At 45.4% G+C, this 17284-nt stretch carries 14 protein-coding genes; 4 read left to right on the top strand and 10 right to left on the bottom strand.

Going from position 1 to position 17284, the window contains the following annotated elements; genetic code table 11:
* The first annotated feature begins 377 nt into the window (after positions 1 to 377).
* The 3 genes from DBK98_RS11095 to DBK98_RS11085 all read left to right on the top strand — a co-directional run bounded on the left by DBK98_RS11095 (position 378) and on the right by DBK98_RS11085 (position 4366).
* Positions 378 to 2777: a hypothetical protein gene (locus DBK98_RS11095; protein WP_032536887.1), complete on the top strand. Its 2400-nt coding sequence runs from the start codon at positions 378 to 380 to the stop codon at positions 2775 to 2777.
* A gap of 22 nt (positions 2778 to 2799) precedes the next feature.
* Entirely contained in the window at positions 2800 to 3699 is a 900-nt protein-coding gene (locus DBK98_RS11090) for a BT1926 family outer membrane beta-barrel protein (protein WP_005809477.1), read from the top strand.
* Between the two features lie 88 nt (positions 3700 to 3787).
* Positions 3788 to 4366: a DUF4369 domain-containing protein gene (locus tag DBK98_RS11085; protein ID WP_032536892.1), complete on the top strand. Its 579-nt coding sequence runs from the start codon at positions 3788 to 3790 to the stop codon at positions 4364 to 4366.
* Between the two features lie 330 nt (positions 4367 to 4696).
* Here DBK98_RS11085 and DBK98_RS11080 read toward each other — a convergent pair whose 3' ends face one another.
* From DBK98_RS11080 to DBK98_RS11070, 3 genes are all read right to left on the bottom strand, one after another.
* Complete coding sequence (locus tag DBK98_RS11080; RefSeq protein ID WP_022012117.1) at positions 4697 to 6442, bottom strand: phospho-sugar mutase; 1746 nt, start codon at positions 6440 to 6442, stop codon at positions 4697 to 4699.
* Positions 6443 to 6548: 106 nt separating this feature from the next.
* The gene (locus tag DBK98_RS11075) at positions 6549 to 8186 is read right to left on the bottom strand and encodes a C69 family dipeptidase (RefSeq protein ID WP_032530190.1); all 1638 of its coding nucleotides are present in this window, start codon (positions 8184 to 8186) and stop codon (positions 6549 to 6551) included.
* A gap of 70 nt (positions 8187 to 8256) precedes the next feature.
* Positions 8257 to 9909 (bottom strand): M23 family metallopeptidase, encoded by a 1653-nt coding sequence (locus DBK98_RS11070; RefSeq protein ID WP_032536888.1) that lies wholly within the window; start codon positions 9907 to 9909, stop codon positions 8257 to 8259.
* A 751-nt stretch (positions 9910 to 10660) separates the two neighbouring features.
* Between DBK98_RS11070 and ald the strand changes: the two genes are divergently transcribed.
* Positions 10661 to 11770, top strand: a complete 1110-nt coding sequence (gene ald / locus DBK98_RS11065; protein ID WP_032535982.1) for an alanine dehydrogenase — start codon at positions 10661 to 10663, stop codon at positions 11768 to 11770.
* A gap of 98 nt (positions 11771 to 11868) precedes the next feature.
* Here the strand turns inward: ald and DBK98_RS11060 are convergent, their stop codons facing one another.
* From DBK98_RS11060 to DBK98_RS11030, 7 genes are all read right to left on the bottom strand, one after another.
* Positions 11869 to 12813, bottom strand: a complete 945-nt coding sequence (locus tag DBK98_RS11060) for a nitronate monooxygenase family protein (protein ID WP_005776238.1) — start codon at positions 12811 to 12813, stop codon at positions 11869 to 11871.
* Positions 12814 to 12871: 58 nt separating this feature from the next.
* Positions 12872 to 13576 carry a DUF4858 domain-containing protein gene (locus DBK98_RS11055; RefSeq protein WP_005776237.1) on the bottom strand — a complete coding sequence of 235 codons (705 nt, stop codon included), beginning with the start codon at positions 13574 to 13576 and terminating at the stop codon, positions 12872 to 12874.
* A gap of 151 nt (positions 13577 to 13727) precedes the next feature.
* Complete coding sequence (locus DBK98_RS11050; protein ID WP_005819122.1) at positions 13728 to 14240, bottom strand: DUF4943 family protein; 513 nt, start codon at positions 14238 to 14240, stop codon at positions 13728 to 13730.
* Positions 14241 to 14276: 36 nt separating this feature from the next.
* A complete protein-coding gene (locus DBK98_RS11045; RefSeq protein ID WP_032535981.1) occupies positions 14277 to 15317 on the bottom strand; it encodes an outer membrane beta-barrel protein in 1041 nt (346 codons plus the stop codon).
* Entirely contained in the window at positions 15301 to 15852 is a 552-nt protein-coding gene (locus tag DBK98_RS11040; RefSeq protein WP_005776233.1) for an RNA polymerase sigma factor, read from the bottom strand. Before DBK98_RS11040 ends, DBK98_RS11045 begins: the two co-directional genes overlap by 17 nt.
* 194 nt (positions 15853 to 16046) lie before the next feature.
* On the bottom strand, positions 16047 to 16886 hold the full coding sequence (gene nadC, locus DBK98_RS11035) for a carboxylating nicotinate-nucleotide diphosphorylase (RefSeq protein ID WP_032535980.1): 840 nt from the start codon (positions 16884 to 16886) through the stop codon (positions 16047 to 16049).
* On the bottom strand, positions 16879 to 17271 hold the full coding sequence (locus tag DBK98_RS11030; RefSeq protein WP_032535984.1) for a DUF4783 domain-containing protein: 393 nt from the start codon (positions 17269 to 17271) through the stop codon (positions 16879 to 16881). Before DBK98_RS11030 ends, nadC begins: the two co-directional genes overlap by 8 nt.
* Positions 17272 to 17284 lie beyond the last annotated feature (13 nt).

Genomic DNA, 17284 nt, shown 5'->3' with positions numbered 1-17284 from the left:
TTTTTCACAATAAAACAAATAAAATACGATTATTTATTAAAATAAGTCATTGAATCATCCTTTATAAAAGAAAAAGACGACTATAGTCTTTGGTGTACATTACATTAGTATCATGAATGCGCACAATTCGCTCATCCCGTTTTTAATCCCCAACGAGATGATCCATCTCCTATATGCTTTATGCTACATATAACCGGAATTTAATGTTAAAAACTCCTCTCAAAGACGCTTCTTATCGAAAAGCGGACTTCGATCCCGTTACCTATAAAGTAACGGTAGATAGAGGTATTACACAGATAGAGGAAAAGCCGCAATAGGCAAGAGAATACATTGATTTACTTACATAACATTTTTATTAACGCTAAAAAAACAGAGGTATGAGAAAATGGACTTATCTCGTAGCTGCACTCTTAGTGGGAGGAGCAACTACAACGTTTACCGGATGTATCGATAATGATGAACCGGCAAGCATCACAGAACTTCGCGGAGCGAAAGCAGAATTGATTAAAGCAAAAGCAGCTGTACAAACTGCTGAAGCGGCTTACAAAGAGGCACAAATTGCTATCGTCAATGCCAAAGCCGCTTACCTGGAAGAAAAAGTAGCCCAGGAAAAGCTTAAAACAGAAGTTCAAGCAGCCAAAACAGAAGCGATGAAAGCCTATTGGCAACAAAAAGCCGAGAAAAGCGCAGAGTTATTCAAAGCTAAAATGCTTGAGCTACAAATTCAGACTGCACAAGCACAGGCCGCTTATGAAAAGGCAATGATCGATATCGAAGTGGCTTTACTTGGTTACAAGGATAATGCCTATGCTACCAAATTGAACGAACTGCTATACACGCAAAGTTTTGCATATACTCCTAAAAAGATCACCTACAATGAAGAATCGGGGAAAATCAGTGTAGAAGATGGAGAAGAGACTACCGTAAAAGGCCTGATCGAACTCTCCGGTACATTAAGCGATGCTCAGGAAGAACTGGCTGACCTGATGAGACAGAAATCTTTATTAGAATTCAGCTATGATCCGGAAGCACTGATTGCCGGCGTTACCAACCAGATTGCCATTCAGAAAGGTGAAGTAAAAGGTATCGAAGAAAACCTGGCACAGCTGAAGGTTGTCGCAGAAATTCCATTGGATCAGTTTGAAGCCAAATACAAAGAACTTAATGATAAGAAAACGGATCTTGACAATAAAATCAATGCTATCGACTTATCAAAAGTAAGTGACGCCGATTATCAGGCAGCCGTACAACAGGTAGCTGAAGTGCAGAAAGCAAAAGAAGCAAAAGGTGAATTCACTTTCGATATTCCTGCTGCCATCCAGGATGGATTTGCCAGAATGATTCTGGAAAAACAAACTTTGGACAACAATGACCTTGCCAATTCCTTTAGGCCAGCAATAAAGATAGATCCCGCAACCGGAAAATACTATTTTCCTGATGGGTTCCGCTTCTCTAAAACCATGCAGGAGAAAAGAAACATATTAGAAGCTATCACTACTTTATTAACCGACAAAGTAAAGACCAGCGAAGAACAGGCACAGGCAAAACTGGCACAGGCACAAGCTAAAGTTGACTATGATGCGTTCCAAGCAGAGCTGACCAAAGTAGAGGGTACATGGGCAAAAGCATCTGAAGCTTTTTATAAGGCAGTAGATGCAGGCAAGTATCTCAGTCAGGAGGGACACGACGCACGCAGCTTGATCATCGCAGATTATCAGACTTACCAGAAAGATTATGAAAGTGCCGCCGGAGATGCAGCTAAAGAAAAAGCTGCTTTAGACAAATTTATTGCTCAATACAAAACTTATCTCACCGCCAGAACCGCTTTGGACGGACTAAAGCTGAAAGAAGAAACAGACATTACTAAAGATGCAGCCAAACTGGACGCATGGAAGGCACTTATCATTGAGAACAACGGAACAACAAGTTATGATGCCGTATTCGGTGTGGAGGATTTGTTTAAAGCTGAAGGTGGCCTCGCTGCCGATTTCGTCAAAGCAGCCAAAGCCGCCGGCTACAGTAACGAACGCCAAACTACAGCAGTTTACGCAGAATGGTTGGCGGCTTACAATAAAGCATTAGCCGAACACACCGGAGAAGGAGAGTTTACATTCGATCTTGACGGAATCGCCCTAACCCAGAACGGGCTGGCAGACAAAACATTTGGAGCAAAGAAGGAGTACGATGCTTTAACAGATGAAATCAACAATGTATCTGTATGGGCCGACCTGAACTCAAAATTAATGGCTATGGGTACCGACAATGATAAAGCAATCGCCGCAACAGATACAAAACTGGCAACAGCACAAATTACCCTGAACCAGATTACAGAGAAGTACGATGCGGAGAAAGCAAGTCTGGAAGTGCAGAAAGCCGGTTTGAATTGCATCTTAGGTACAATGAAAAAGGCTTTGCCTCAGACTGGTGATAATAATCAGCCATTGTCCACTTATGAGGATGCAATTAAATACCTGAAGAACGAAATAGCCAAAATCGAAGGTGCACCTTCTGAAGTTGACGACGAAAGTGGCAACATCACTGTAAAGAGCGGTACTCTGGCAAAGGCAAAAGCTGAACTGAATATGTACGATGCTTTGCTGAAAGCACTACAGGACGGTAGCTACGAACAAGAACAAGCAACAGCCATCAAACTTAAAGAAGCTCAAATCGATGCCAAAACTTTTGAAATCGAAGCATTGACGGTATTATTCAACAAGGCAAAAGAGATGAAAGATCAGCTTATCAAAACACTGACCGGAGACACTTCAGCCGAATAAATAAAAACTAAAGGAAAAAAGTATGATTAAAAAACTATGCATAATCCTTCTGACTGCATGTACTGTTGCGCCACTTATGGCGCAACAACGCAGCAGCAGTGACGATGCGTCGTTTGCCCCGGAAAAAGGTAACTGGCAGATATCCGTCGCATTAGGCAATTCACAGCAATTCGCCGATGGTATGGAATACTTGTTACCGAAATACTGGAACGGAACCGGAAACGCGCCGGGCATTGGCTTGGGCGATGATACAGGCAACAAGTCTGAAGATCCGGGCATGTATCTGAATCTGGGAAGTTGGAATAATAATAGCTTGGTCAACATCATCGGTTTGCAGGGAAAATATTTCCTGACCAATCGTTGGGACGTTAATCTGATGTTCAGCATGAACATTGGAGTCACCCCGAAAAAGGATTTCATTGAAGGCGACAATAGTGTGTCCGATATGCAAATCCCCGCTTCCAAATATGTAGAAGGACGGGTGAAAAACAACTGGATGGTAAACATTGGTTCAAACTATTATTTCAATACGAAAAACGAACGTATCAATCTTTATGTGGGTGGCCTTATAGGCTGGCAAATGGGACGAATCGAAACGATGTCTCCCAACACGGGTGAAACTGTAAGCGACGGTGATGCAATAACTGACGATGACGATTTGAATGACGCAGAAACACTGCCTTTACAAGTATATATCCCTTCGACCAAAACCGGACAAATATTCGGATTACGTGCGGCAGCGGTAGCCGGCATCGAATACAGCCTGGGTAAAGGACTGGTTTTCGGATTTGAACTGCAACCGGTAGCCTATCGCTACGACATGATTCAGATTTGTCCGAAAGGGGTAGCCACTTACAAAGTGGGACATCATAACATAAACTTGTTTGCACAACCCAATTTGAAATTAGGATTTAGATTTTAAATAAGTCCAGATATTACGAAAAAATCACCCCGTCCTACCTTCGGGTATGTATGGGGTGATTTTTTACTTAACGAACATCACAACCAAGATGAAAAGAATAACAGCAGGAGGAATCATACTGGGAACCATCTTTCTGGCAGCATGCAACCATGCCCGACAGAACGGTAGCTATTATGTCAGCGGCATAGTAACCAACCCTCAAATGGAAGGCAGAACAATCTATTTGCAGGATGCTATCCACAGCACAACCCGATATGACAGTACACAAGTGATTGACTGTCGGTTTGCATTTGAGGGAAAAATCAATTCTCCCCAAGTCAGGGAACTATTTATTCAGGAAAATGACAGTGACCGCTTTCCTGTTACTCTCCCTATCGTTGTCGAAGCGGGAAAAATCAGCACGCAAATAGGAGACGTAGTCCAAGTGGAAGGGACCGCACTCAACACAGAGATGATGCAATTTCTTCTTGCCATCGATCAGTTCAGGGAACACGACTTCTCCGGAAAAAGTGTCCATGAAATAAAAGAAAGCTTTACCGGGCTATTGATGGAACAGATTATAAAACATGCCAGCAGTCCCATCGGAAAGTATATCTATGCGGCATACGGAAACAAGTTAAGCACAGGGCAAAGAGCTATCGCAAAAAAAAATCTGGGCATTAACTAAAAACCATACATCCGGGAAATACAGACGTGAGTTTCACCTAGTTCTCCGTCTGCCCGGATCTTTTAGTGTTGTGAGGGTGTGTCGAAACTCACCACAGAGGACACAGAGTAACATAGAGCAATTTTTAAGTTATTGATTATCAACATTCTTATTCTGTGATAATCTGTGTAATCTGTGGTAAAAAGAGTTTTGACACAGCCCCTTTAAAAGAATAATCCCAAAAGAAATGCCCCATCCAATTCAGGACAGGGCATTTCGATAATACTATAATACTATGGACACATTTATATTACCCAAAGTATCTGTTAAAAGAGTGCTTAAAGAAGTTCCTTAAATACCCAACGATTTCTTCACAGCTTCCACTTTTTCAGTAGCTTCTGCATCGGCAGTGGCAAAGCAGTTGCGGCATCCCATCTGGCCTTTCACTTCGATGTAGAATTTGATCTTCGGTTCCGTTCCTGACGGACGAACAGACACTTTACCACCATCTGCGGTGAAATATTGCAGCACATTCGATGGTTCCGGCATATCGATGTCACTTACATGACCTTCTGCATCTGTCTGCTTCAGAGTTTTATAGTCTTTTGACAGAATCACTTTCGAGCCACCCAACTCTTTCGGAGGATTAGCACGGAAGTTTTCCATCATGGCTTTAATCTCTTCGGCACCGCTCTTACCCGGTTTCACTACGTTTACAGTAAATTCTTTAGAGAATCCATATTCAACGTAAATGTCCATCAGCAACTGATACAGAGTCTTTCCATTGTCTTTAGCCCAAGCAGCCACTTCGGCAATCAGGCAGCAAGCAGAAACAGCATCTTTGTCACGAACAAAGTCTTCGGCCAGAAAACCGTAGCTCTCTTCACCACCACCGATGTATTTCTTCTTACCCTCACGTAAACGAATTTCACGGGCGATCCATTTAAAGCCGGTATAACAGTCGAGCATCTCAATTTGATTTTTGTCGGCAATCTTCTTGATCAGTTCGGTAGTAACAATGGTCTTCACACAGAATTCATTACCGGTCATCTTACCCAGTTTATTGTATTGAGTGATGATATAATACAGATACATCAGGCAAGTCTGGTTACCGTTGATCAATACCCATTCACCCTTATCGTCCTTGCAAGCGATACCTACACGGTCGGCATCCGGATCGGAAGCCATTACAAGGTCGGCATCGATTTCTTTAGCCAGATTGAGAGCCATTGTCAGGGCTTCCGCATTCTCCGGATTGGGAGAAACAACCGTCGGAAAGTTACCATCCTTAATCATCTGCTCGGGAACAGTGTATACATTTTCAAATCCCCACATCTTCAGTGCACGGGGAATCAGCATCATACCCGTACCATGAATCGGAGTGTAGACAATCTTCATATCTTTATGACGAGCAATAGCTTCAGGATCGATAGAAACGGTTTTCACCATATCCAGATATATTTTATCGACATCTTCCCCGATAATCTGAATCAGCTCCGGATTACCCTGGAACTTAATGTCGGCAGCAGAAGCAATCTTGTTCACTTCGTCGATAATACCTTTATCGTGCGGAGCCAGTACCTGTGCACCATCATCCCAGTAAGCTTTATAACCGTTATATTCTTTCGGGTTGTGTGAAGCAGTCAGAATGATACCGCTCTGGCAACCAAGGTGACGGATGGCAAAAGACATCTCCGGAGTAGGACGCATCTCCTCGAACAGATATACTTTAATGCCATTGGCAGAGAAAATATCCGCAGAAATCTTAGCGAACAGAGAACTATTGTTACGGCAATCGTATCCTACCACAACAGAAATCTGTTTCAGATTCTTAAAGTTTGCGTTCAGATAGTTAGAAAGTCCCTGAGTTGCGGCTCCAACAGTATAAATATTCATACGGTTGGTACCTACTCCCATGATACCACGGAGTCCGCCCGTACCAAATTCAAGGTCTTTGTAAAAGGCTTCAATCAATTCTGTCTTATCTTCGTTCTCCAGCATGCGTTTCACTTCAGCCTGAGTTTCGGCATCATACGCCGGGGTCAGCCACTTCTCGGCTTTCTCAGTCACCTGTTTGATTAGTTCTTCATTCCCCATGGTTATATCTATTTTTAGAGATTAATAATTATTCTATTCAAAATACAAATGTAAAAGAATAAGTTTGAAATTCCTATCTTTTAGCGAGAAAACTCTCCGGAAGCGTTTATTCAGTCACTTTATAACGTTCGCCGGTTTGCTTCACATATTCCTCAAGGAATTCTTTTGAATAGCCCGGACGTACCACACCGGCGGGTTGGCCGATAGCGTTGCGCTCGAACTTACCGTCCTTCATCTTGCGGATGACACCGTCATTATACTTCACAATGATAAATTCTCCCAGACGTTTCCAGGTGTCGAAAGTGCTTTGCGCCGTCATGTTGGTATAATTGGTCAGAAGCGCCACAGCTGCTTCCGGATTTTTCTCGTACAGTTTAACGGCAGCAGACTCAATCCCCTCCTGCGCCTCGTTGAAGGTGGTTTCAAGTTCATTCTGTGTGGAACGTACATCACCGATCATCAAATCGTAACGGGGATATACCATATTAGCCACCCAGTTGAAAATCCAGAAAGCAGAATTCCATGAGAAAGTGATGTAATCGGCACCATCCACACGGGTATAGCATACCGGAACTTTGGTAGTACAGCAATATACGGGAGTGAAAACGGTCATGTTGGCATCATCCGTACCGAACCAGAGTACACCGCCTACTGCATCAGGCAGATTGGCACGCATCTGGGCCACAAAAACGAACCCACTCTGCTGTGTAGAAATAGGACGTTCGTTGAAGTATTCCTGATCGCCCACTTTAAAAGTCAGCGGAGAGAGGCGATAAGGTGTTTTATAAGGTCCGGCACCAAAGTCATTGCTGATATCAAGAGCAGTTCCTTCATAATGGTCACGCATGGCATTCTTTACGTCCTGAACTGAAAGTTTGCGTTTCGGTTTCACGAACAAAGGCATCGGTTCGTTGGTCTTTCCCTGGATATAAGGCAGATAAGCCTCACCCTGATCGGTAAACATATTGAAATAGCTCCATACACGGGCCTCGCAAAAACGGCGGGCACCGAAATCAAGCGGCGCATAAGCATCGGCAAAACTGAAATCTTTATTCACTCCGTTGAAATATCCTTTTTCACGGGCAAAGGAAATGACATCGTTGGAGTACATACAGTTTGCCTTGTCATTCATATCAAACTGATGGATACGAGACTGGTTGGCATGTGCCGAGATGCAGTCATCGGGCACACGAACAGCTACCCAGACGGCTCCCCGTATGCCGGGCCCTTTCCCTATCATTTCCATAATCCATATTTCATTAGGATCGGCAATGGTAAATGACTCACCACTGCTATAATATCCATATTCCTGAACCAGCTCAGTCATCACCTTAATGGCTTCACGGGCAGTGCGCGAACGTTGCAGTCCTACGTAAATCAAACTTCCGTAATCGATAATGCCCAGTGTATCTACCAATTCAGGACGGCCGCCAAAGGTAGTTTCACCAATGGTTACCTGAAACTCGTTCATATTGCCGATCACATTATAAGTCTGACGCGCCTGCTCAATCTGTCCCAGATATTTTCCGGTATCCCATTCATGGATATCCATCATCGTACCCTTGGGATAGGTAGCTGCGGGATAATGATATAACTCGCCAAAGAGTCCGTACGAGTCAGCCGAATAGGAAACAATGGTCGAACCGTCGGTAGAAGCATTCTTACCGACAATTAAGTTAGTACAGGCGAAGGTTTCCGCCACTGCCGCAGTCAAGAGAGCGGCAAAGAGAAAGATTCTTTTCATATAATAAATTATTAATATAATATCTTATTCTGTTTTACCCGGATAATCTCCGGTTATTTGGTTTTGAAAGCTACCAGACGAAGGTTTCACGAACCGTTGTCTCGTTCCCGCAATCGTCCGTAGCGGTCATCTCTACCGTATGGCGTCCACCTTTCTTTACATATTCAAGATCGAGTTTACACTCCCAATACGATTTTGTCAGGTTAGGACGTCCGAACAGAGCGAATTTTCCATCAATCGTGCCACGATAAGACCGGATGCCGGTTTCTTTGTCCTTCAGCCGATAAACAATTTTCCCATTACGTCCCCAGACATTCTTACCCACCGGAATAATTTCGGGAGGCACTGTATCTACTCCTACCGTATAAGTGCCCAATTCACGGATACGGGTTTTCATAAATCCACCCTCGTAAGTTCCTCCGGCACTATACATACCACCTTTGGGAGTAACACGAGCCACGTAATATTTCGTTGTATCGGCAACCGGCTGATGACGAAGCCCGATACGTAACTCACAGCCACCGTGCAACGGCACTTTCTCATCATTGAGCTGATAGGTGTAAGCAATTGCCCCGCTGTCGGAACGTACTTCATAATTGAGAGCCACATTGTCGTATAACATCCCCCGGGGGACGGTAAGGGTCAAACCGGGTTCTTGCAAAAAGTTCGTTTTGTCCCAGGCAAAGAAGTACTTCTCCCGATGTTCAGACGGCTTTATCGGCTGTTTTTTTCCACGCACCGTAAAGTGATAACGGGAAGTGTTGCCAAAAGCGTCTTTCAATTCATATTCGAACTTGTAATCCCGTTCTTCATTGATGGTCACCAATCCACGGTTATCATTCGAAGCCCGGAGCATACGCAGCGTATTGCCCGGATCAATAAATGATTTCATATATTGCCCGTAGGTCCAGGAGTTTATCATCCGGTTCTCATCCGGAGCAAAGCGATCGACCACACTGCGAAACACTTCCGTTCCATCTACCTTGAGCACAACGGTATGCACACCGTAACGATTGTGAACACCGTCCATGTAATCATAAGCCTTGATACCCGATCCGATCACTCCCCATGCCTCGATGGGACGCGTCCCATTGGGTTGGAAGGTTTGCCGCTCCGAACTGCCTTGCACGATTCCGGTTCCCGGCTGTGGAAACAACATAACGCCCTCAGCCCGGGGAGCAGTGGTATCTTTTATTTTTGATTTGAAAAAAGGCATCGGATCGACAGATTCACCGGTAGCGGTTTCCAGCAAGTCCAGATGCAGGTGCGGTCCGAACGAATAACCCGTATTACCGCTCCAGGCTATCTGTTGTCCCGCCTTTACCGGATATTCCCCCGGTTCGGGAACAATCTCTACTTCCCAATCTTCTTTTTCGTATTGAAGCTTCTTCACTCTTCGGGCAATGTCCGGCATAAATCCGCTCAAGTGCCGGTTAATAGTTGTATAACCGTTATTATATACTACATCGAGTACATGTCCCGAACCATTGGTGACACGAATACGTGAGATGTATCCGTCGGCCAGCGCGCGCACCGGTTTACCGACAACTCCCTGAGTCTTAAAGTCAAGACCGCCATGAAAATGATTGGCACGAATTTCTCCGAAATTACCGCTCAGAGTCAGTGTAAAGTCAAATGGAGGAACAAAAGCAGCCTGCTTCACATCTTGTGAATGTCCCTGAATGCTGCAGGCAAGCATCAGAGCAACTATATACTGTTTCATGTAGTTTGCTTAAAAATGGAATCTTTGCAAAAATACATTATTCCTGCCATATCAGAAAACAGAAAGATGGATTTTATTCCTGCCTGCCACGGCTCTTTCATACCGCGCCTTCCTCTCATACAAAAAATACGTTTCGATCTTCCATCTTCCACCTTTTAGAATGCATATCGTTGATTGTAAGATGTATAGATTGGTGGAAGATGCGGTTTTTATGCCATTTATCTTCCACCCCCATCTTCCATCTTCCACCCGCTGTTTTAGGGGGCATTTTAGTAGTAACTATTTGGAAAACAAATGGATATATCCAATTTCTTATCCGTTCATCTCTCTAAAAGCATTTCATTTCCCTTACTCTCTTTAGTGCAAATGGTCGGATCCTTATCTCAGCCCCGGCATGCGGGCTCATCGGCCCGGGTATGCGGGCTCATCAGCCCAGGTATGCGGGCTCATCAGCCCGGGTATGCGGGCTGGGATAAAGAGTTGTATGACAATGGTTAATCTACTACACTTCTCCGGTAATAGCCAGCCGGATTCTTTCTTAAAAAAGAAACAACGAAGCACTGCTTCCGCATCGCTGTGTGCGAATGGAAGGTTTTGCGGGGGGGGGACAAGGGAGGAAGGCGGTTGTTAAATGAAAGAGCCGTGCCTGCACCTCTACTATCACTCTGCTGTAAAACATCCGTATAAGGATAACAACATAAGCAGAATTTTCTTACATTGTGCCATGTTTAACCCTTAATAGAGTAACGTTATGATTATCGGAGTACCTAAGGAGATTAAGAACAACGAGAACCGGGTGGGCATGACGCCCTCGGGAGTTGCCGAATTAGTGAAACGCGGACATACTGTATACATACAGCACACCGCAGGAGAGAACAGTGGTTTTCCGGACGAGGCATATATAGCCGCAGGAGCGCAGATCCTGCCCACTATGGAAGAGACGTATGCCGCAGCCCAGATGATAGTGAAAGTGAAAGAACCTATCGCACCGGAATACAAGCTGATCCGCAAGGGACAGTTGCTGTTCACTTACTTCCATTTTGCCTCCGATAAAGAACTGACTCTTGCCATGATAGAAAACGGCTCGATTTGCCTTGCTTACGAAACGGTAGAAAAAGCTGACCATTCTTTACCCTTATTGATTCCTATGAGTGAGGTAGCCGGACGCATGGCTATACAGGAAGGCGCCCGTTTCCTGGAAAAGCCGCAAGGTGGAAAAGGTATTCTGCTGGGAGGTGTACCGGGTGTGAAGCCTGCCAAAGTATTAATTCTCGGCGGAGGCATCGTAGGCAGCAATGCAGCCCAGATGGCAGCCGGCCTGGGAGCAGATGTCACAATTGCGGATATCAACCTGGCCCGTCTTCGTTATTTGAGTGAAACACTGCCCAAAAATGTAAAAACCTTATATGCTTCGGAACTGAGGCTGAAGAAAGAGTTGCCGGACGTAGACCTTGTAATAGGCTCGGTCTTGATTCCGGGAGACAAGGCTCCGCACCTGATCACCCGCAGTATGCTGAAGATGATGCAACCGGGTACAGTATTAGTGGATGTAGCTATCGACCAGGGAGGATGTTTCGAAACTTCGCACCCCACTACCCATAGTGAGCCGACGTATGTGGTTGATGGAATCGTACATTATGCCGTAGCCAATATTCCGGGAGCAGTGCCTTACACTTCTACATTGGCACTGACCAATGCCACTCTGCCTTATGTAACAGCACTGGCAGGAAAGGGGTGGAAACAGGCATGCAAAGAAGATCCGGCACTGGCTTTGGGATTAAATGTGGTAGAAGGGAAAGTGGTATATAAAGCAATAGCTGAGGTATTCGGGCTTAAATACGAGCAATTGAATTTAGAATAACAAGTAATACCACGGAGTAACACAGAGTTTCACGAAGCAGAATCATAAAAAGAAGAACTCCGTAAGACTCTGTGTTACCCTGTGGTGGAATGATCCGTTTATAACAAAAAAGAAGATACCTTGTCCGAAGCTCTGCGGTATCCCTCCAACAATTCTTTCATTACCTCGTCCACACTTTGCCTGCGGCGGAACAGAGCAGCCACCTGCCCTATCTCAAGCTCTCCTTCTTCCAGATCACCTTCGAAGATGCCTTTCTTGGCGCGTCCTCTGCCCAAAAGTTCACGAAGTTCTTCGGCAGAAGCTCCCCGCGCCTCAGCCACTTCCACCTTATCACGGAACGAATTGGTCACAAGACGGGTGGGTGCCAGTTTCTTCAGCAATAATTTGGTATCGCCTTCGTTCAACCGCAAACAATATTCCTTGAAAATATCACTTGCCGAACTTTCATCCGTCAAAGCAAAACGAGTACCTATCTGAACTCCTTCGGCCCCTAACGCCATCGTGGCGAAGATGGCCTCACCGGTACCAATCCCTCCGGCCGCAATCAAAGGTAAAGTAGTGGCTTCACGTACTGCAGGAATCAGACAAAGCGTCGTTGTCTCCTCCCGGCCATTATGCCCGCCGGCTTCAAAACCCTCAGCTACCACGGCATCGACTCCCGCCTCTTCGCATTTCATGGCAAACTTAGAAGAAGAAACGACATGTGCCACCGTGATGTCACGCTCTTTCAGCCAGCCAGTCCATGTCTTCGGGTTTCCGGCAGAGGTAAATACGATTTTAACCCCTTCTTCCACAATGATATTCATGATCTCCTCTATCTGGGGATACATCAAAGGAATATTTACCCCAAAAGGTCTGTCTGTGACTGCACGGCATTTACGAATATGTTCGCGCAAAATATCGGGATACATCGAGCCGGAGCCTATCAACCCCAAACCACCCGCATTACTGACAGCCGAAGCAAGCCTCCAGCCACTACACCACACCATACCGCCCTGAATAATGGGATACTGAATACCGAAAAGAGAAGAAATTCTGTTCATAGTCATATCGTTTTTGAAAAAAGAAGGCAAGAATCCCCCTATTTATCTTTTAACAAATTCAATGTATAATCGGTTCAGGAAGCAACACCGTTGTCGAATCACCATACGCTTTCAGAACTTCCAGTGTACGCGCCCTCCGTTCACGTCCTTTTTTGTCCCAGAAATCTTTTGTGAAAATAGTCATCAGGTCAAGACCTCCGATAGTGCCTCCACTCACAGTTACTCCACTTTTGCCAAGCTTCATGGCAGAGGTATGCACCATGCTCTGCGTAGTCACCATCCTGCCATTGGCACGTTCGCCAAACAAATTATGCCGCAACCCACTGGAACGGATTTCCTCGTATGAACTGCGGATACCTTTATCGTATACATTCTTAGCCCAGTTGGAAGGAACGGTCTCATAAAACTCGACAAACGGATCTCCTCGCCACGTATCGGCATCCACCTGTATCTTTTTTTGGTAAATAGGGTCCCAGTTATATTTGGTATTGGCCGTATAAGGCCGGAGAGTCAACACAATTTTCTTTCTATCAAGCACTTGTGGAAGCGTCTCGTCCAATTTCAGACCGGGCTTCTCCTTCGACATTTTGGGAGCACCCGGCAAACTGTTGAAATCAATCTGTTTCACAGCATCCATATTCAGCTTGATATCCTCTTGGCCGTTCAAGATGCGTTGCAGATTCAATGAATCCTTCGCAGTCCATTGGGCACGGGCTATCAGGACCATCGGACATAACCATATAAACAATATCAAACGCTTCATTCTTCTACACTTATTTAATAAGATGAAAGTACCTGCTTCGCATGTTCCTGTCTTTGAATTCCTTTACGTGGCTGTTCATCGGGCATAAAGGATCACTGCCGCCCCTGAAGACAGCACCAGAAAGTCGATACGTTTCATCTGATTTAGTTTTTTACCACCAACGGTATCCACTCCCGCAAAGGGGCTCGTCAAAGCATGCGTCAATGGTCCATGCCGTACGAGGATACTGCCTGTTTTCCCACCAGCGGCGATACCGGGCAGCAGCATCAAGTAACTCTTCATCGGTCAGGAAATAGATGCCCTCGTAGTTCTCGGCATTGGCTCTCACCATTTTGCAGCCAAACGACGCATAATGCCCTAACCGAATGGTTTCTACGATCCACAACATGCACTCGCCCAACCGGACCTTACCGCTATAGTAAGCAGATACCGGCGGAAGCGGAAAAGAAGCAACCTGAGTCAGGTCTTCTGCATAATTCAGCAATGCCGGAATATCCTTCTCCGTAAATTTAGGCACTTCTACAAAGCCCTTCGGGCTCTTGGTATTATAGTTCCCCGCTTTGAGTTGCCTTACGAAAAGGTCTACATCCGGGTTATTGTAATCTAATGTCTCTTCGCTGCAACTTACACAAGTAAGCAATGATAAAACAACCGTGAGCAGCATAAAAAATGTTTTTTTCATAACGTCCGTACTAAATGGTTAATAGGTCATGCGCAGACCGCAAATCAGGTTAAAATTCGTAGGCCGTGCCGAACGTACTGTTTCCAGCTTGGAGTCTGTCTTGAAATGGTGCGACACTCCCGGTTCGGCAAATAAAGCCAGTTTATCATTAATTTTATAGTTCACTCCCACTCCTGCGGTAAGGGCCAGTTGCACAGGCTCCTGTTTGAAGCTGTTATCGGGTGCTCCCGCTATGCACTTATCCGCAACTCCGCCTACAGAAGCATATATATCCAACTTCGGCATTTCCGCAAGTGTCACGTTCAGTTTTACGGGAATTCCCAGATAATGCAAGTTCTGTCCGGCACGCAAACTGGAATATAATAAACCGGTTTCTACGGCTAAATGTTTATTTATTTTTTTCTCTACCGTCAGACCGACCATAACAGGCATCTTATATTTACCATCTCCGGCAGGCAATGCGGTACCGACTGCCGCCTTTACAGCCCATGTCCGGGCTTTAGCGGTCATAGCCGTATAATCGGAAGACGGGGATTCATCAGCAGAATTTACTAAGGTCTGTCCATCTCCGCCGGCCTGCCAGTAGTTTTTATCCGGATGACTATTTTGTCCTCTGCGAGTAGTCGTTGCAGAGAAGCTGAATGACATGGAAACCGTAACCGAAACCGAATCATCATCTTCGTCCTGATATTGGGCCAGAGTACCGAAACGCTTAGGCGTCGGTTTACTCAAAACAGGCTCGGAATGTACGGGAGTGAAATCCTGTTTCACCACGTCACCATCCAGGTGAGTCGCATTTCCACTGACAACCGCTACCTGGGTAAAGGCTTCTTCTATCTCCTCTTTCGGAGAGAAGAACCAAAAAGCAGCCGATGAAGCAGCCAGTACCAGCAGTACGGAAGCGGCTGCCGCTACGCGGAAGAAAAACACCTTCCGACGATGGCAACGCACCATCACCTCAGAATTCAGTTCTTCCCAGAAACCATCCCGCACAGTCATCTCGGCGTTGCCCAGACGGGAACGGAACAGATCGGTTATTTCATCATTTTCTCTCTTCATGATTTCTATATTCTTTAATCCTTTTTGCCAATAAAAACTTTGCACGGTGCAACTGCGAAGTGGATGAATGCTCCTTAATACCCAACATATCGGCTATCTCTTTGTGAGACTTTTCCTCAAACACGTAAAGGTTAAAAACCGTCCGGCAGCCATCGGGCAAGTCTGCGACAAACTTCATCAACTGTTCTTCGGATATCGGTCCTGCCTCCCCTCCTTCCGGAAGATCGGGAATATCAGGAAGCTGATCCTCGTGTATCACCAACTGACTGATCCGTTTTTGCCTTCGCAGGTAATCCAGTGCCTGAGTCACCATCACCCGGGTCACCCATGTTCCAAGCGAAGACTCACCACGAAACGAAAAGTTGGTGAATATTTTGATGAAACCGTCATGCAGTACATCGTGCGCCGCTTCCATATCGCCCGTATAGCGGAAACATACCGCCAGCAATTGCCTCGAGTATAGGGTGTAAAGTTCCTTACGGGCCGAATCCTTTCCTGCCCGACAGCCCTTTATCAGTTCTATCTCGTTTTCCAATGTCAATTGTCTTTTTAAAATCGAACGTATGTCTGCGTCGTTTGTCTATTAGACGCAAGGATGCAACGAATGCTGCAAACAATAATGCAAAAAGAAGTTAAAGAAACAATAAACGATGAATAAGCCTTTGCATCAATGCGTAGCCTGTTCATCGTTTATCACTTAAGAACGTTTATCGCCGACCGTTCAAAATGTCAGCATGCCTTGAAACTCATATCGAGTCCCTTTACCGAATGGGTAAGGGCACCTACCGAAATAAAGTCTACACCACACTCGGCATAGTCACGGAGTGTATCGAACGTGATACCACCGGACGATTCGGTCTCATATTTTCCGCCGATCATCTCGACAGCTTTCTTTGTATTTTCGGGAGTGAAGTTATCGAGCATGATGCGGTCTACCCCACCGATATTCAACACCTGCTGAAGTTCGTCGAAATTGCGCACTTCGATTTCAATCTTGAGGTCTTTTCCTTTTTCCTTGCAATATTCTTTAGCACGGTTGATGGCCTTATCAATGCCACCGGCAAAGTCCACGTGATTATCTTTCAGAAGAATCATATCGAAAAGTCCGATACGGTGGTTGACACCCCCGCCAATCTTTACCGCTGCTTTCTCAAGCATACGGAGTCCCGGAGTAGTCTTCCGGGTATCCAACACACGTGTTTTGGTGCCTTCCAGCTGCTTCACGTATTTGCGTGTCATAGTGGCAATGCCGCTCATACGCTGCATCACGTTCAGCATCAGACGTTCTGTCTGAAGCAGAGACTGAATTTTACCTTCCACAACCATTGCCACATCACCCGGCTTCACTTCGGCACCGTCGTTGATAAACACCTCAACCTTCATAGTCGGGTCGAAACGGTGAAATATTTCTTTGGCAATTTCGATACCGGCCAATACACCGGCTTCTTTAATCAAAAGTTTCGATTTTCCCATTGCAGTGGCGGGAATACAGGAAAGTGTTGTGTGGTCGCCATCGCCTATGTCTTCGGCAAAGGCCAGATCAATCAGTCTGTCTATTAACTCATTCATTGGTTTTATCTATTCTTATTTGATTTATAAAATATTTGTTCTGTACCCTGCGGAAGAAGCAGTTCACCCGGAAATTGCCGTTAGCAGTGGTCAGGGTACCGATAATAAAACTCGACTCCTCTCGCTTACCTTCGTGATTTACATTAAAACCACTCACCTTGTTGCTATTAAAGAAAGAAGCAAGTGTTGCTTCAGCAGTCTGTTTGTCGACGCTTGTCGAGCGATTCTGAATTACCAGATCCACCTTCTCTCCCAAATACCTGTTCAGTTCTTGGGAGTTTCCTTTCTTAAACGCCACGACCACGCCCACCGGTATGTCCTGTGCGAAGAGCGAAGTTACAGCGAATACGAGTCCGGCCATCCATAAAAGTACCCGTTTTTTCATAATCACAAGTATT

It is taken from the genome of Bacteroides sp. PHL 2737, from assembly GCF_004115325.2.
GTDB lineage: Bacteria > Bacteroidota > Bacteroidia > Bacteroidales > Bacteroidaceae > Bacteroides > Bacteroides hominis.
The sequence above is the reverse complement of the archived record's forward strand: the minus strand, read 5'-3'. Positions and strand labels throughout refer to the sequence as shown.

Bases quoted from the DNA above. Each gene is read 5' to 3' on its own strand.
- DBK98_RS11095 (WP_032536887.1), top strand. From the start codon at position 378: ATGAGAAAATGGACTTATCTCGTAGCTGCACTCTTAGTGGGAGGAGCA.
- DBK98_RS11090 (WP_005809477.1), top strand. From the start codon at position 2,800: ATGATTAAAAAACTATGCATAATCCTTCTGACTGCATGTACTGTTGCG.
- DBK98_RS11085 (WP_032536892.1), top strand. From the start codon at position 3,788: ATGAAAAGAATAACAGCAGGAGGAATCATACTGGGAACCATCTTTCTG.
- DBK98_RS11080 (WP_022012117.1), bottom strand. From the start codon at position 6,442: ATGGGGAATGAAGAACTAATCAAACAGGTGACTGAGAAAGCCGAGAAG.
- DBK98_RS11075 (WP_032530190.1), bottom strand. From the start codon at position 8,186: ATGAAAAGAATCTTTCTCTTTGCCGCTCTCTTGACTGCGGCAGTGGCG.
- DBK98_RS11070 (WP_032536888.1), bottom strand. From the start codon at position 9,909: ATGAAACAGTATATAGTTGCTCTGATGCTTGCCTGCAGCATTCAGGGA.
- ald (WP_032535982.1), top strand. From the start codon at position 10,661: ATGATTATCGGAGTACCTAAGGAGATTAAGAACAACGAGAACCGGGTG.
- DBK98_RS11060 (WP_005776238.1), bottom strand. From the start codon at position 12,813: ATGAACAGAATTTCTTCTCTTTTCGGTATTCAGTATCCCATTATTCAG.
- DBK98_RS11055 (WP_005776237.1), bottom strand. From the start codon at position 13,576: ATGAAGCGTTTGATATTGTTTATATGGTTATGTCCGATGGTCCTGATA.
- DBK98_RS11050 (WP_005819122.1), bottom strand. From the start codon at position 14,240: ATGCTGCTCACGGTTGTTTTATCATTGCTTACTTGTGTAAGTTGCAGC.
- DBK98_RS11045 (WP_032535981.1), bottom strand. From the start codon at position 15,317: ATGAAGAGAGAAAATGATGAAATAACCGATCTGTTCCGTTCCCGTCTG.
- nadC (WP_032535980.1), bottom strand. From the start codon at position 16,886: ATGAATGAGTTAATAGACAGACTGATTGATCTGGCCTTTGCCGAAGAC.
- DBK98_RS11030 (WP_032535984.1), bottom strand. From the start codon at position 17,271: ATGAAAAAACGGGTACTTTTATGGATGGCCGGACTCGTATTCGCTGTA.